At 68.5% G+C, this 14,420-nt stretch carries 13 protein-coding genes, 1 tRNA gene and 1 pseudogene; 7 read left to right on the forward strand and 8 right to left on the reverse strand.

The annotated features are described in order from the left end of the window. Together GORHZ_RS12230 and aceE are read right to left on the reverse strand one after the other, a co-directional pair. A partial coding sequence (locus GORHZ_RS12230; protein WP_006333365.1) for an RsbRD N-terminal domain-containing protein occupies positions 1-646 on the reverse strand: 646 nt, incomplete at its 3' end. Positions 647-712: 66 nt separating this feature from the next. After that, the gene (aceE, locus tag GORHZ_RS12235; protein ID WP_006333367.1) at positions 713-3,529 is read right to left on the reverse strand and encodes a pyruvate dehydrogenase (acetyl-transferring), homodimeric type; all 2,817 of its coding nucleotides are present in this window, start codon (positions 3,527-3,529) and stop codon (positions 713-715) included. 209 nt (positions 3,530-3,738) lie between these two features. Between aceE and GORHZ_RS12240 the strand changes: the two genes are divergently transcribed. From GORHZ_RS12240 to GORHZ_RS12255, 4 genes are all read left to right on the forward strand, one after another. Further along, on the forward strand, positions 3,739-4,344 hold the full coding sequence (locus GORHZ_RS12240) for an Rv2240c family protein (RefSeq protein WP_006333368.1): 606 nt from the start codon (positions 3,739-3,741) through the stop codon (positions 4,342-4,344). Positions 4,345-4,449: 105 nt separating this feature from the next. Beyond that, positions 4,450-4,881 (forward strand): DUF3052 domain-containing protein, encoded by a 432-nt coding sequence (locus GORHZ_RS12245; protein ID WP_006333369.1) that lies wholly within the window; start codon positions 4,450-4,452, stop codon positions 4,879-4,881. Further along, entirely contained in the window at positions 4,878-5,369 is a 492-nt protein-coding gene (locus tag GORHZ_RS12250) for a peroxiredoxin (RefSeq protein WP_006333370.1), read from the forward strand. Before GORHZ_RS12245 ends, GORHZ_RS12250 begins: the two co-directional genes overlap by 4 nt. A gap of 126 nt (positions 5,370-5,495) precedes the next feature. Further along, positions 5,496-5,567 (forward strand) — tRNA-Val (locus GORHZ_RS12255). 77 nt (positions 5,568-5,644) lie between these two features. Here GORHZ_RS12255 and GORHZ_RS12260 read toward each other — a convergent pair. From GORHZ_RS12260 to GORHZ_RS12275, 4 genes are all read right to left on the reverse strand, one after another. Beyond that, positions 5,645-7,126 carry a phospholipase D-like domain-containing protein gene (locus tag GORHZ_RS12260; protein ID WP_006333371.1) on the reverse strand — a complete coding sequence of 494 codons (1,482 nt, stop codon included), beginning with the start codon at positions 7,124-7,126 and terminating at the stop codon, positions 5,645-5,647. Beyond that, entirely contained in the window at positions 7,126-7,920 is a 795-nt protein-coding gene (locus tag GORHZ_RS12265; RefSeq protein WP_006333372.1) for a putative protein N(5)-glutamine methyltransferase, read from the reverse strand. The genes GORHZ_RS12260 and GORHZ_RS12265 overlap by 1 nt, the downstream gene beginning before the upstream one ends. Then, on the reverse strand, positions 7,917-8,921 hold the full coding sequence (locus GORHZ_RS12270; protein ID WP_006333373.1) for a helix-turn-helix transcriptional regulator: 1,005 nt from the start codon (positions 8,919-8,921) through the stop codon (positions 7,917-7,919). The genes GORHZ_RS12265 and GORHZ_RS12270 overlap by 4 nt, the downstream gene beginning before the upstream one ends. A gap of 71 nt (positions 8,922-8,992) precedes the next feature. Continuing rightward, on the reverse strand, positions 8,993-9,982 hold the full coding sequence (locus GORHZ_RS12275) for a CE1 family esterase (RefSeq protein WP_245551398.1): 990 nt from the start codon (positions 9,980-9,982) through the stop codon (positions 8,993-8,995). Positions 9,983-10,089: 107 nt separating this feature from the next. Between GORHZ_RS12275 and GORHZ_RS12280 the strand changes: the two genes are divergently transcribed. Both GORHZ_RS12280 and GORHZ_RS12285 read left to right on the forward strand, forming a co-directional pair. Then, entirely contained in the window at positions 10,090-11,406 is a 1,317-nt protein-coding gene (locus GORHZ_RS12280; protein WP_006333375.1) for a family 1 glycosylhydrolase, read from the forward strand. A 15-nt stretch (positions 11,407-11,421) separates the two neighbouring features. Continuing rightward, the gene (locus GORHZ_RS12285; RefSeq protein WP_006333376.1) at positions 11,422-12,246 is read left to right on the forward strand and encodes a maleylpyruvate isomerase family mycothiol-dependent enzyme; all 825 of its coding nucleotides are present in this window, start codon (positions 11,422-11,424) and stop codon (positions 12,244-12,246) included. Positions 12,247-12,422: 176 nt separating this feature from the next. Here the strand turns inward: GORHZ_RS12285 and GORHZ_RS12290 are convergent, their stop codons facing one another. Next, the gene (locus GORHZ_RS12290; RefSeq protein WP_040531614.1) at positions 12,423-13,235 is read right to left on the reverse strand and encodes a spermidine synthase; all 813 of its coding nucleotides are present in this window, start codon (positions 13,233-13,235) and stop codon (positions 12,423-12,425) included. 48 nt (positions 13,236-13,283) lie between these two features. Here GORHZ_RS12290 and GORHZ_RS12295 point away from each other — a divergent pair, with 48 nt between their 5' ends. Beyond that, the gene (locus tag GORHZ_RS12295) at positions 13,284-14,231 is read left to right on the forward strand and encodes a cobalamin biosynthesis protein (RefSeq protein WP_040531599.1); all 948 of its coding nucleotides are present in this window, start codon (positions 13,284-13,286) and stop codon (positions 14,229-14,231) included. Here the strand turns inward: GORHZ_RS12295 and GORHZ_RS31245 are convergent. Then, positions 14,209-14,420 (reverse strand): annotated as a pseudogene (locus GORHZ_RS31245) (SURF1 family cytochrome oxidase biogenesis protein); the annotation flags it as partial. The gene GORHZ_RS12295 and the pseudogene GORHZ_RS31245 sit on opposite strands and share 23 nt — an antisense overlap.

Here is a 14,420-nt window from a genome sequence, read left to right on the forward strand (position 1 = left end):
CGATGACGGTGGCCGGGGCGTCGGAATCCCAGTTCAGTGCCGCAGCCCGCGACAACAGCTGCGGACCGGTGTCGCCACGTACCACGGCATCGACGACGAGCGCTTCCAGACGCGAATCCCAGGCTCCGCGTGATTCCGCAGCCGAGGCGTAGATCGACGCCGCGGCGAAGCCGATCTCGCGACCGTACCGCAGCACCGATTCGGTCAGCGCGCGCAGCTGGGCGTCGTTGCGGGCCAGCAGCGGCAGCCACTTCTCGAAGAATTCCATTGCGACACGGACCATTTCGACGGTCTGCAGCAAGGTGATCCGCCGCGCGAGATCCTGCGGGACGACTTGGAACGCCTGCACCGTGAACTTGACGTTGCCCTCGGGATCCTGAATCCACTCCACGAAGTTGACCACGGCGGTCTGCACCACGAGCTGGACGCTGGCCCGCTGGGCGGCATCGAGATCGCCGAAGTAGGGCAGCTGATCCTGCATCGAGTGGACCGCCTCGGTCGCGAGTCGTCCGCTATATTGCTTGACCCGCCGGAGCAGGGTGTCGGGCAGCGCGTCGTGCACGGTCGCCGGCGCGGGTACGTGCGCGCCGCGCTCCCCGAACACATCGGCGGGTGGTGGTTCCTGGTTCACGGGGGCGTCGGGCACCCATCCAATGTAGGCCGAGCCACCCGCGCGACGATCGGAACCATCGCGCGGGGGGCCCCACCGTTGTCAGGCGACGCCCGGGTCGCTCGTCTGTTCCGGAGCCGCCGAGACGTCGGTGATCTGGTACTTGTCGGCGGCCTGTTGGGCGACCGTGAAGGGGATGTTCCCGTCCCGGGCCAGACCGACCAGCACCGCGACGACGATCGACTGGGCATCGACGTTGAAGTAGCGACGCGCGGCCGGCCGCGTGTCGGAGAATCCGAAGCCGTCGGTGCCGAGGGTCAGGTAGGTACCCGGCACGTACGGACGGATCTGCTCCTGTACCCCGCGCATGAAGTCGCTCACCGCGATCGACGGCCCGATCGTCTGAGAGAGGACCTCGGTCACGTACGGACGCGGGTAGGCCACGTCGGGTTCGCGGACCGCCAGACGGTCGGACTCGATGCCATCGCGAGCGAGTTCGCTCCACGAGGTCACCGAGTAGACGTTGGCGCCCACGTTCCACTCGTCGGCCAGCATCTCGGCTGCCCGGAGAGCGTCGGGCATTGTGACTCCGGAGACCAGGATGTTGGCGTAGAACTGCTTGCCGTCCGGTGCCTGCTGGAAACGGTAGATGCCCTTCAGAACTCCGGCGATGTCGAGGTTCTCCGGCTGCGCGGGCTGACTGATCGGCTCGTTGTAGACCGTGACGTAGTAGTAGATGTTCTCCTGGTTCTCCCCGTACATCCGCGTGATGCCGTCGGCGATGATGTGGCCGAGCTCGTAGGCGAACGCGGGATCGTAGGAGACCACGGCCGGGTTGGTCGCGGCCAGTAACGGTGAGTGACCGTCGGCGTGCTGAAGTCCCTCGCCGGTCAGCGTGGTCCGGCCTGCGGTGGCACCGATGATGAACCCGCGGGCCATCTGGTCGGCGGCCGCCCAGAAACTGTCACCCGTGCGCTGGAACCCGAACATCGAGTAGAAGATGTAGACCGGGATCATCGGCTCGTCCTGGGTCGAATACGAGGTGCCGACGGCGGCGAATGAGGCCGCCGATCCGGCCTCATTGATCCCTTCGTGCAGGATCTGCCCCTGGGCGCTCTCCTTGTAGGCGAGCATCAGTTCGGCGTCGACCGCTGTGTACAACTGACCGTTGCGGTTGTAGATCTTCAGTGTCGGGAACCACGAATCCATACCGAACGTCCGGGCCTCGTCCGGGATGATCGGGACGATCCGCTTGCCGATCTCCTTGTCGCGCAGCAGGTCCTTGAAGATGCGGACCAGCGCCATCGTGGTCGCGACTTCCTGCTTGCCGGAGCCCTTCGCGGTGGTCCTGAGCGCGGTGGAGAAGTCGGGCTTGAGTACCTTGGACTCGGTGCGTCGAGCCGGCAGGAAGCCGCCGAGCGCCTTACGGCGGTCCACCATGTACTGGACCTCGGGCGAATCGAGCCCGGGATTGTAGTAAGGCGGCAGGTACGGGTTCTCCTCGAGCTGGGCATCGCTGATCGGGATGCGGTTGTTGTCGCGGAACGCCTTCAGGTCATCGAGCGTCAGCTTCTTCATCTGGTGGGTTGCGTTACGGCCCTCGAAATGACTACCCAACAGATAGCCCTTGATCGTGTGCGCGAGCACCACCGTCGGCTGCCCCTTGTGCGCCACTGCGGCTGCGTAGGCGGCGTAGACCTTGCGGTAGTCGTGGCCGCCGCGCTTCAGCTCCCAGATGTCCGCATCGGACATGTCCTTCACCAGTTCCTTCGTCCGCGGATCGCGATGGAAGAAATGCTCACGGATGAAGGCGCCGTCGTTGGCCCGGTAGGTCTGGAAGTCGCCGTCGGGGGTGGTGTTCATCAGGTTGACCAGCGCGCCGTCGTGGTCGGCGTAGAACAGTTTGTCCCACTCGCGGCCCCAGATCACCTTGATGACGTTCCAGCCGGCGCCCCGGAAGAACGACTCGAGTTCCTGGATGATCTTGCCGTTGCCGCGCACCGGGCCGTCGAGCCGCTGCAGGTTGCAGTTGATGACGAAGGTCAGGTTGTCGAGACCTTCGGTGGCGGCGAAACTGGCGAAGCCACGCGATTCGGGCTCGTCCATCTCACCGTCGCCGAGGAACGCCCATACGTGCTGATCGGAGGTGTCCTTGATCCCGCGGTCGTGCAGATAGTGGTTGAACCGTGCCTGGTAGATGGCGTTCATGGGGCCGAGGCCCATCGACACGGTCGGGAATTGCCAGAACTCGGGCATCAGGCGCGGATGCGGATAGGACGGCAGGCCACCGCCCATCCCGGCGTGGCTGTGTTCCTGGCGGAACCCGTCCATGCGGGTCTCGTCGATACGGCCCTCGAGGAATGCACGGGCGTAGATGCCGGGGGCGGCGTGACCCTGGAAGAAGACCTGGTCGCCGCCGCCCGGATGATCGGCGCCGCGGAAGAAGTGATTGAAGCCGACCTCGTACAGGGTCGCCGACGATGCGTACGTGGAGATGTGACCGCCCACTCCGACCCCGGGGCGCTGAGCGCGGTGCACCATGATCGCTGCGTTCCAGCGGAGGATTCGGCGGAACCGCCGTTCGACCGTTTCGTCGCCCGGGAACCAGGGTTCGGTCTCGGTGGTGATGGTGTTCACGTAGTCGGTGGACGTCAGCGACGGAATGGAGACGTGCTTCTCGCCGGCGCGCTCGAGCAGACGGAGCATCAGGTAGCGAGCGCGTGCGGGGCCTGCGTGGTCGAGCAAGTCGTCGAAGGACTCGAGCCATTCGGAGGTCTCGTCGGGGTCGATGTCCGGCAGATATGACGCCACGCCCTCTCTGATGACGCGGACGCGGGGCCGTTCACCGTCGGTTGCGGCGCTCGCGGGTCCTGCGCCGTTGCCCTGTGAGGCGGTCGTGTGCTCTGCCTGTTCGGTCACTGCTATGCCTACTCCCTCGATCGGCCGGTGCACGGTGGTGTCCGGCGTGCGATGACACGGGCGCCGTCCCAATGATGTCAGGACCTCGGCGTCCCGCCTCTTATCGTGCCCCATGTGACCTGACTTGGCACCGGGTGGTCAAGGTTGCTGCCACCGGCCGCGACCTGCGGTAGCGTTTCGGTGTTTGTTACCCGCGGGTCAGGGGGAGCATGAGGGACGCGAAGCCGAACAGCACCGGGTCTCGTCCGGGTCGGGCGTGGTTCAGCGCTGCCCTGGGCGGTGTGTGCGTCGTCGCGGTCGGATTGACGGGGTGCGCGACGACGGTTGACGGGCGCGGGACCGCCGCGCCCGGTGAGGTGGCCGCCTACCAGGCCGATCTCTCGGCTTCACGGGCTGCGGAGGTCGCATCCGACGGCGCGGCGCTGTGCCGGGTCGCCATGTCGTCGATGGTGGTGATGGTGCGCGGATACAACGAGTTCGTGCGCAAGCTCAACGAGGTCCAGTCCTACGACAAGCTCGGCGGGCTCGACGACACGGCGCGCGCGAGTCTGATCGCCGGCGCGGATCTGATCCGCAAGGAGATCACCTCGACGACACCGACCGACCTCGCCGAGGTCACCAACCGGTTCCTGGATTCGACCGGCCGGCTCGGTACGGCGATCGCCCGGCAGCAACTCGTCGGGCTCAACCCGGTGTCGGCGCAGTGGACCCAGGACAAGCAGGCCGTGCTCGACAGCTGCGCAACCTATCTGCCGTTGCCGCCCACCGATGGCGCGTCGGCGGCGCCGGCACCGTCAGGGCGTGCGCCGTCGTGATTTGAACGAAGTGGGAACAATTGCCTCTGTTCGGGTTGCACTGTGACCATTTAGGCTGTTCCCTAAGCTGACAGTCGAATTAGCATTTCTAGGAGGTCTCACGCGGTGGTTGCCGCCACAGAGTCCAGCGGCGCTGGGGGCAGTAGCGCCCACAAGCTCGGATTCACGTCGGGCATGGTGGTGCAGGAACTCGGTTGGGATGAGGACACCGATGATGACCTGCGCGCGGACATCGAGGACGCCATCGGCGACGAGATGCTCGACGAAGACGCCATCGACGTCATCGACGTGGTCGTGCTGTGGTGGCGGGACGGCGACGGTGACCTCGTCGACGCCTTGATGGACGCCATCACCCCGCTTGCCGACGACGGGTACGTCTGGGTCTTCGCACCCAAGACCGGGACCGACGGATACGTCGACCCGAGTGAGATCGCCGAATCCGCACCCACCGCGGGCCTCACCCAGACAACTGTGGTGAATCTTGGTGACTGGTCCGGGTACCGGCTGGTTCAGCCCAAGAACCGCAAGCGCACATGAGCGAGGGTCGAGTCGATCGGCCGGCCGCGCCCCTGACCGTGGGTGACGTCGCGCCCGACTTCGAACTGCGTGACCAGAACAACCAGCGGGTGTCCCTCGCACAGTTGCGTGCCGACGGGCAGGTCATGCTGGTGTTCTTCCCGCTTGCCTTCACCGGGACGTGTCAGGGCGAACTCGGCTACATCCGGGACCACCAGCCCGAGTTCGTGCGCGACGATCTGCGGACCGTCGCGATCTCGGTGGGGCCGTCGCCGACGCACAAGGTGTGGTCGTCGGCGCAGGGATTCCTGTTCCCCATCCTCGCCGACTTCTGGCCGCACGGCGAGGTGGCCCGCGCCTACGGTGTCTTCAATGAGAAGAGCGGGTACGCCAACCGGGCGACCTTCCTGGTCGACCGCGACGGGATGATCACCTTCTCCGACATGCTCGGACCGGGCGAGGCGCGCGATTCGGTGCTCTGGGACAAGGTGTTGCTCGCGTCCCGGTGATCCTCCGGACCCCGGGAGCGAGCTCGCGGGCGTCGTGAAGGGACCACCCCGTTTGGGGTGTTGCGGGGTCAACGGTTAGATTCATGAATTGGCGTCGGCGGGTGAATGCCTTCCGTGCCGCCATCCGCGCGTATAGCTCAGCGGTAGAGCTCTGGTCTTACACACCAGCGGTCAGGGGTTCGAATCCCTTTGCGCGCACTGCGACATCCTGCGGGTCTCCCGCCGGATCGAGATCAGCGATGGACCGACCGGCCACTCCTGACTCCCGCGGAACCTCAACGCTTTCCGAGCCGTGACAGCGGACGCCCCGCCAGATACCGGATCGACCGGGTGAGGATCGGATTGCCCCGGGCGCTCTCCGGGTCGACGAGGTCGTTCTCTGCAAGCGCGCTGTCCTCGTCGGAGACCGTCGAGGCGTCGAACGCGACCAGCGTCTTGCCGTGCCCGGACAGGGCGTCGATCGTCGCCACCAGCGAACCCCGTTCGTCGATCTCGTCGCGCAACTGGTCGATCGGCACGGCGAGGTGTTCGGCGAGCAGCCGGTCCCGGACGCCGGTGATGTCGCGTCGGTGCTGGTCGCCCAATGGATCGTCGGCGGTCACTTCGACCGCGAGGTCGCACTCGCTGTCGAGGCCGAGGGAGCGGTTGTTGAGATTCGACGAGCCGACCCGCAGGAGTGTGTCGTCGGCGACGAGGACCTTGGCGTGCACGTAGATGTCGGCACGTCGCGCCGTCACCGGATGGTAGGCGCGGAAGCGGTTGTGCGAGTCCGCTTCCCAGAGTTTGTGCAACAGTCGGCGGCGGGCCCCGTCCATGGCCTTCTGCTCGAGCCAGCCTTCGGCGTGGCGGGGCAGCACGACGACGATCTCGGGTCCGTCGGGTTCGCGGAGCCGCTGGGCCATGGCGTCGACGAGGGTCCGGGCGGCGAGGTACTGGCTTTCGATGTACAGGCTGTGCCGGGCCGCGCGGATCGCGGTCAGATACAGCTGCTCGATCTCGCGGACCTCGGCTCGGTCGGGCAGTTCGGGCAGGGTGCGCGCCACCGCCACGTCGACATCTCGCATGGTCGGTTCGAGGGCGGCGGGCCAGCGGTCGTCGTCGACCTCGATCACCTCGGCCAGGTCCTGCCCGGTCGCGGCCTGCCATCGCTCCCGGGCGACCCTGCCGACGATGCGTGCGGCGTCCCCGTCGACGGCGGTCGTGGCGTCGTGCCACGGTCCGTATCGCTTGCCGGTGGGGGTGGTCCGGCGTTCGTCGTCGTCGCCATGCGCGGAGGTGTCCCAGCGATCGACGGTCATGTCGATCCCGCCGCAGAAGGCGAGTCGATCGTCGATCACCACGATCTTCTGGTGGTGCGCCGCGTGCAGCGGGTGATGCGTGTCGATCTCGAGATGGACGTTGCTGCGCGTGATCAGGTTGGTGATGAACACCGGCGCCATGCCGCGGCTGATCGCGGTGAAAGCGCCGACGCTCCACTTGAGCAGATACACCTCGAGCCCGGGCTGATGCTCCGGGAGCCAGTTGAGGAATGCGCCGAGTTCGTTGGGGCCTTCGAGAGTCGCATCCTCGGGCTCCAATCGGATGCGGGTGTCGAAATCCCACCCGATCAACATGATCCGTCGTTGTGCGCGCAGCATCGCGGTCTTCGCCAGGCGGAAGTAGTCGCTTGCATCCACGATGCAGGCAAGTCGATCCGCATGCCCGATGTCGTAGCAGTTGTGGCCCCGCTCGAAGAGCGGATCATCGATGCCGGTCACTATCCGGTCAGCCCTTTCCGTCCGATCGCCACGGTCGCCCACATCTCCTCCGACCGCGCGACGGTCGCGTCGAGACCTCCGCGTCGCAGCGCCTCGGCCGTCAACTCGGCCTGGTGGTCACCGGTCTCGATCAGCACATGACCGCCGGGGCGGAGCCATTCTCCGACGACGGCCGCCACCCGACGATGCACGTCCAGGCCATCGGGTCCGCCGTCGAGGGTGTGGTGGGGTTCGTGGTCGCGGGCCTCCGGCGGCATCATCGCGATCTCGTCGGTCGGCACGTACGGTGCGTTGACGACGACCACGTCGGCGCGCCCGCGCAGCCGGACAGGGAGTGCGTCGAGCAGATCACCGCAATACGTATGGCCACCGACGGCCGCCAGGTTGCGAGCGGCACATCCCACGGCGACCCTGTCGATATCGGTGGCGTGGAGGTCGATGTCGTGAACCGCCGCCGCGATCGCACGCCCGATGGCGCCGGACCCACAGCACACATCGATCACGACGGCCCCTGGGTTTAGTATCGAAACAGCTTGTGCCACAAGGAACGCGGTGCGTTGTCGGGGCACGAACACTCCCGGATCGACCTCGATGCGCAGCCCGTAGAACCAGGTCCAGCCGAGAACCACCTCAAGGGGGACTCCGGCGACCCGGCGGTCGAGTAGTACGGCCAGGGCGGGCTCGTCGTCGGCCTGGCCGATCAGCAGATCGGCCTCGTCCTCGGCGAAGACCGCTCCGGCCTCGCGGAGCCGCAGGACCGTGCGGGACACCAGATCGGTGGGTGGGTTCTTCACGGCCGCTCCGTGACGGTGAGGGTGTCGGGGTCACCGACGGCCCGCCGGTAACGCGCTGCCAGCTCGTCGTGGTGTCGGGCCAGCGCCCGGCAGTCATCGACGAGTTCGGGTGGCTCGAGGACGGTGAAATCGGCGTCGAAGGCTCGGAGCCAACGGGCGATGCTCACCAGCGACGTGGAGAACAGGGTGAGTTCGCAGCTGTGTTCGTCGCCGGCCTCGACGGTGCCCCACGCGTCGTCGACCATGCCCGCGACCACGTCGATCGGCGCATGGATGCGCACCCGCGCCGACGCCTTGCGATACACGGCGCCCAGGCTACGGGTCAGGAACCCGGTGGCGCCGCCCTCGGGCAGTGTGCGCGGCGTGAAGCGGGGACCCGTCGGAATCCTCGGTGCCATCCGGTCGACCCGAAACGACCGCCAGTCGGCGCGGTCGATGTCCCAACCGACGAGGTACCAGCGCAGGCCGCTGCGGACGAGCCGATACGGTTCGACCTCCCGCCGGCCCGCGACTCCGTCGCCGCGTCGGTAGTCGAAGCGCAGCCGTTCGGCGCGATGGCAGGCGGTGGCGATCTCGGTCAGCACCGCACCCGACACCGTTGTCCGCGACTCGCGGGGCACCGCCTCCACAGTGAGGGCGTCCAGACGATGCCGCAGCCGGGACGGCATCACCTGCCGTAGCTTGGTCAGGGCGCCCGCCGATGCCTCCGCCATGTCGGCCACGGACCCGGTGGTGATCTCGTTGAGTCCCAACGCGACCGCGAGGACCTCGTGGTCGTCGAGCAGCAGGGGAGGCATTTCGGCGCCGGCACCGAGCCGGTAGCCGCCACCCACACCGGCGGTGGCGTCGACCGGATAGCCGAGTTCGCGGAGCTTGTCGACATCGCGCCGCACCGTGCGGGTCGTCACGTCGAGCCGTTCGGCGAGCTCGGCGCCCGACCATTCCCGCCGCGCCTGCAACAGGGTCAGGAGCGCCAGCAGCCGCGCGGACGTTTCCAGCATGTCTGCCATCATCCGCGTTTTGCGGACAATATGTGACCTCGATCGGCGCAATGCCTCCTCGCCGTCGACGGCTACGACGAACCGGCCACCGGGTGCGTACTGAAGAACATCCAGATGAGCCTGGTCGCGGAGATGGTGTCGCTGTTCCCACCGCCCGCCGGATTTCCCGCCGACCCGGGCCAGCGGTGGGCGCCACCGTCGATGCGGTAGTGCGTGATCTCGCGCCCCGCCGCGCACTGCAGCCACGCGAGACGCTGCACGACGGGATTGACCGGCAGCGTCACGGGTGCCGGCATGCACCGGGCACGGCCCACCCACCGCTGCAGCCACGAGGACACCGACAGGTAGCGTTCGCCGAATCGTCGTCCGCCGCCGTAGCGGATGACGCGGTCGGCGGTGCCGTGGAAGTCGATGAGGGAGATGGCCGGCCCACCCCGGCATCCCGCGACCGACTGCTCGTAGACGGCGGCGTCCACCGTGGCGAACGCCGTGAACTCCCACGGCATCGTGCAGGCCAGCATCGCCACGAGGCTGCCGCCGTTGGACCGGCCGATGGCATACGTGCGGGTGGGGTCGACGCAGGCCTCGGCACGGACCGACGCCAGGATCGCTCGGGTGAACGCCAGATCGTCGACCCGTCGCGGCGAATACGGCGCGCCCTGCCATGCGGTCCTGCCGTCGGTGCCGAGCAGGGCGTCGGGATAGACGACGACGGCGGGGAGTCCGGACAACCCGGTGTAACGCTCGAACGTGGAGCTGCGCTCCGTGTGGCCGTGGTAGGCGATGACCAGCGGAAGGCGTCCGGTCGTGGGCGGGCCGGCCGGGACGTGGACGCGATAGGTGCGGGTGACACCGCGCACCTCGACCGACCGGACGGCGGTCGTGCCGGGTCGCATCGTCGGCGTCGAGCACGCTGCGGCGGGGTGGGACGGGCCGTCGCCTGTCGACGCGGCCGCCCGAGGAACGGTCCCGGCGACGATGCCGACGACAGCGACGAGGACGACGATCACGTACCGGAATACGACCGGGTACGAGGACGGGAGGCGACGGCCGTTCGACACCGGCATCAGGGTAATGCCACGCACTCGGGCCCGCGCGGGGGACCGGCCACCCGGAATCGGAATCGGAATCGGAATCGGACTCCGATGTCGTCGACGTCTGCGATGCTGTGCCCGTGCCGTTGTTCCGGTCTCTCGTCGCCACCGCCGTGGTGATGCTCGCCGGTCTCGTCGCGTCCGTGCCGGCCGATGCGGTCCCCGCCGGCAGGTCACCCGGGGTTGCCGTGCTGCCGGCGGGATTCCTATGGGGTGTCGCGTCGTCGGGGTTCCAGAGCGAAGGGGACACTCCCGACAGCAACTGGCGCCGGCATGTGCTCTCCGGGGCCAGCCCCGACCGGATCGGAACCTCGGTGGACTTCCGGCATCGCTACCGCTCCGACATCGCGCTCGCCGCGGAGCTCGGCGCCCGGGTGTATCGCGTCAGCATCGAGTGGGCGCGGGTCGAACCCCGCCCGGGGGTGGTGGATCGGCGTGAACTGGCCTACTACGACGCGATGATCGCGGCGATCGTGGCCGCCGGGATGCGTCCGATGATCACCCTCGACCACTGGGTTTATCCGGGCTGGGTGGCCGACCGCGGGGGATGGGCCGACCCGGCGACTCCCGGGCTGTGGCTGCGGAACGCGCGGCGCATCGTCGACCGCTACGCTCGCTTCGACCCGCTGTGGATCACGATCAACGAGCCGGCCTACTACGTCGTCCAAGAGGTCGCGACCGGTGCGCTACCGGCGGTGGCGGCGCCCGCGATGGTCGACCGGTTGGTGGCGGTGCATCGCAGCATCTACGACCACATCCACCGTCGTGACCCCGACGCGATGGTGTCGTCGAACAGCGCCTACATCCCGACCGTCGAACCAGTGATCGACGCACAGTTCGTCGACCGTGTCGCCGACAAGCTCGACTACCTCGGCGTCGACTATTACTACTCGGTGTCCCCGGCGGACACCGGTGCCTGGCATGCCGCGATCGACGAGCAGTGGCTCGCTCCGGTGGCTGCCGACGGGCTGTACTACGCACTGCGCGACTACGCGCGGCGGTATCCGGCCACGCCGATCTACGTGGTGGAGTCGGGCATGCCGACCCGCGACGGCGCGCCCCGACCTGACGGCTACCGTCGCTCCGATCACCTGACCGATCTCGTCTACTGGTTGCAGCGTGCCACGGGTGACGGTGTCGACGTCATCGGGTACAACTACTGGAGTCTCACCGACAACTATGAATGGGGTAGCTACACACCGAGATTCGGTCTGTACACGGTGAACGTCGAGTCCGATCCGACCTTGACGCGCCGACCGACGGACGCGGTGGCGGCCTACCGCCGCATCACCGCGGCCAACGGCGTCCCCACGACCTATCGGCCGACACGACCCGCCGAGTTCTGCTCCCTGGTCGCCGCGCCGTCGAGTTGCACCGATCCCGTTCGTTGATGAAGGAGAAACGTCTTGGCCCCGACCCTGCTTCCCGTCCGCCCCGTCGTCGACGCGCTGACCGCCCAGTGGGCGGTGATGGACCCCCTGGTGTCGGGGCTGTCTGACGCCCAGTGGTCGGGTCCGTCGATCCTGCCCGGCTGGACGGTGGCCGATATCGTCGCGCACATCATCGGCACCGAGAGCATGCTCGCCGGGCGTGACGTGGCCGCCGAGCGAGATCTCGGGGCGCTCGAGCACGTCCGCAACCCGATCGGGGAGTTCAACGAGAAGTGGCTCGACCATTTCCGCGGTTCGTCGCGGGCCGACGTGATGGCCGCCTACCGCGAGGTCGTGTCGGTCCGGACCGAGGCGCTGTCGACGATCAGCCAGGAGGAGTTCGACGCCGAGGCGATGACACCGGCCGGCCGCGACACCTACGGACGGTTCATGCGTGTCCGTATCTTCGACTGCTGGATGCACGAGATCGACATCCGCGACTCCACCGACGGATCGGCGCCGACGCTGGTCGGCCCGGCCGCGTTGGCGCTCGACGAGATCGCCGCGTCGCTGCCCTTCGTGGTGGGTAAACGTGCGCAGGCCCCGTCGGGGTCCGCGATCCTGATCCGCATCGGCGGACTCGTGCCGCGGGAGTTGCGCATCGTCGTGGCCGAGCGGGCCAGGGCCGTCGACGAACTGCCCGGTGGGGACGAGTCCGCCGACGTCGTCCTGACCCTCGACGCGCTCGACCTGGCCCGGCTCGCCGGCGGGCGGCGCTCGGCCGACCCGGGGCGCGTCGAGATCGCGGGCGATCGGGCCATCGGCGATGCCATCGTCGCCCACCTGAACTACGTGATCTGAGCCGATACCCCCACCCCACCCCCACCCCCGCGCCCCCCGCGCCCCCCGCGCCCCCCGGTCAGTCTTCCCGCTCACCCATTTCGGTCCCGCTCATCGATTCGAGTCGAATCCGGTGAGCGGGAGGCTAGTCGGTGAGCGGGAGCCCAGTCGGGGAGCGGGAGCGAGTGGGCGGGGAGCTACCGCTCGTCCGCGTCGTGTCGTACGGCCGCGGATCCGAACTCGCGTGCCTGCCGATCGGTGAGCATCTGAGCCGGCTGCGGATCGCTCAGCAGGGCCCGGACCAGCTTCGGTATGGCCTCGATCGGGCGGTCGCTCGCCGCGAGCACGACGTTGCCGGTGCGCCGGCCCTTCAGCATTGCGGCGTCGGCGATCACCGCCACGTGGGCGAACACCGACGCCACCGTGGCGACCTCGCCGCGGGCGAGGACCAGGTCACGGTTGTCGCCGCAGTTGGCCAGGTAGAGACCGTCCGGCGCGAGGACCCGCTGGACCTGTTCGATGAACTCCCGGGTGATCAGGTGTCGAGGGGTGCGGCCGTCGACGAACGCGTCGCGGATGACCACGTCGCGTGTCTGCGCGGTCAGCGCAGTGACGACCTCACGGGCGTCGCCGACCCGGATTCGCAGCAGGGGGGCCCGCGGAAGGTCGAACCACTCTCGCGCCAGGCGCGCGAGTTCGGCGTCGATCTCGACGGCGACCTGGCGGGCGGAGGGATACCGGTGCGCGAGGTAGCGCGGCAGTGCACACGCGGCGGCGCCGAGGTGCAGCACCCGCCACGGGCCGTCGTCGTCGCGGAGGTACTCGAGCAGGGCCGCCATCTGCCGCATGTATTCGAACTCCAGGACCGACGGATCGGGGTGGATGTGTGAGCTTTCGGCCCCGTTGATGGTCAGCATCCAGCCGCCGGCGATGGTGTCGTGGCTGAGTTCGGCGACACCCGTGTCGATCCGGTAGGTGCCGGCCGTGGGTTCGGTCTCGGGTCTGGCCACGACCGATGAGTTTACGGCGAGCCGCGCGCGGGCCGATACGATCACCCGGTGTCGGGTGGTCGAGGTGTCGGTCGGGGTATTGCGGTGGGTTTGCTCGCCGGGTTCGTCGTCGATCGGGTGTTCGGTGATCCCGCGCGGTATCACCCGGTGGCGGCCCTCGGTCGGGCCGCGGGTGTGGCCGAACGCGCGATGTACCGGGATTCCCGGCCGGCGGGGTTGCTGTTCACGACGGTGTGTGCGGGCTCGGCCTGGGGTGCCGGTCGGCTGGTGGGCGGGTCACGCCCGGAATGGGTGAGGGCGGCGGTGACGGCGTCGACCGCGTGGTCGGCGCTCGGGGGCACCACGCTCACCCGGATCGGTGACGAGGTGGCCGATGCCCTCGACGCGGGCGATCTGGACGCTGCGCGTGCGCTCCTCCCCAGCCTGTGCGGCCGGGATCCGAGTGTGCTGGACGGCGCGGGGATCGCGCGGGCCGCGCTGGAATCGATCGCCGAGAACACCTCCGATGCCGCGGTGGCCCCGCTGGTGTGGGGGGCCGTCGCCGGTGTGCCCGGTCTGGTCGTGTACCGCACCGTCAACACGCTCGACGCGATGGTCGGCTACCGAACCGACCGACACGGCCGGTTCGGGTGGGCCAGTGCCCGGCTCGACGATCTCGCCAACATCGTGCCGGCCCGGATCACCGGCGTCCTCGCGGTGGTGCTCGGACCCGACGCCCCGGGCGCGGTCCGGGCCTGGCGCCGCGATGCGCGACGTCATCCGAGTCCCAACGCGGGCGTGGCGGAGGCCGCGTTCGCCGGGGCGCTGGGCGTCACACTGGGCGGTCGCACGGAATACCCACACGGGGTGGAAGAACGCCCCCGATTGGGTGACGGACCCGCGCCCGATACCGCAGACCTGCGCGCCGCCGTCGCACTGTCACGACGCATCCAGGTGGCCACGGCGGTGGGGGCCGCGGGGCTGGCCGCCGTCCTCAGCCGCCGTAGCGTTCGCTGAGTTTGTTCCGGACCTGCTCCGACGTCGACTCCGTGCCCGGGCCACTGCCGATCTGGAATCGTTGCCGGGTCCCCGACCCCGTGCCCGCGCTGCGCAGGTCCGCTCGGACACGCTCGCGTCGGCTGCGCGGTGCGTCGTCGTGTGACGTCGAGTCGTTGGGTGACGTCGGGTCGTTGGGTGACCCGGGCT

Origin of the sequence: Gordonia rhizosphera NBRC 16068, from assembly GCF_000298195.1 — a bacterium.
GTDB lineage: Bacteria > Actinomycetota > Actinomycetes > Mycobacteriales > Mycobacteriaceae > Gordonia > Gordonia rhizosphera.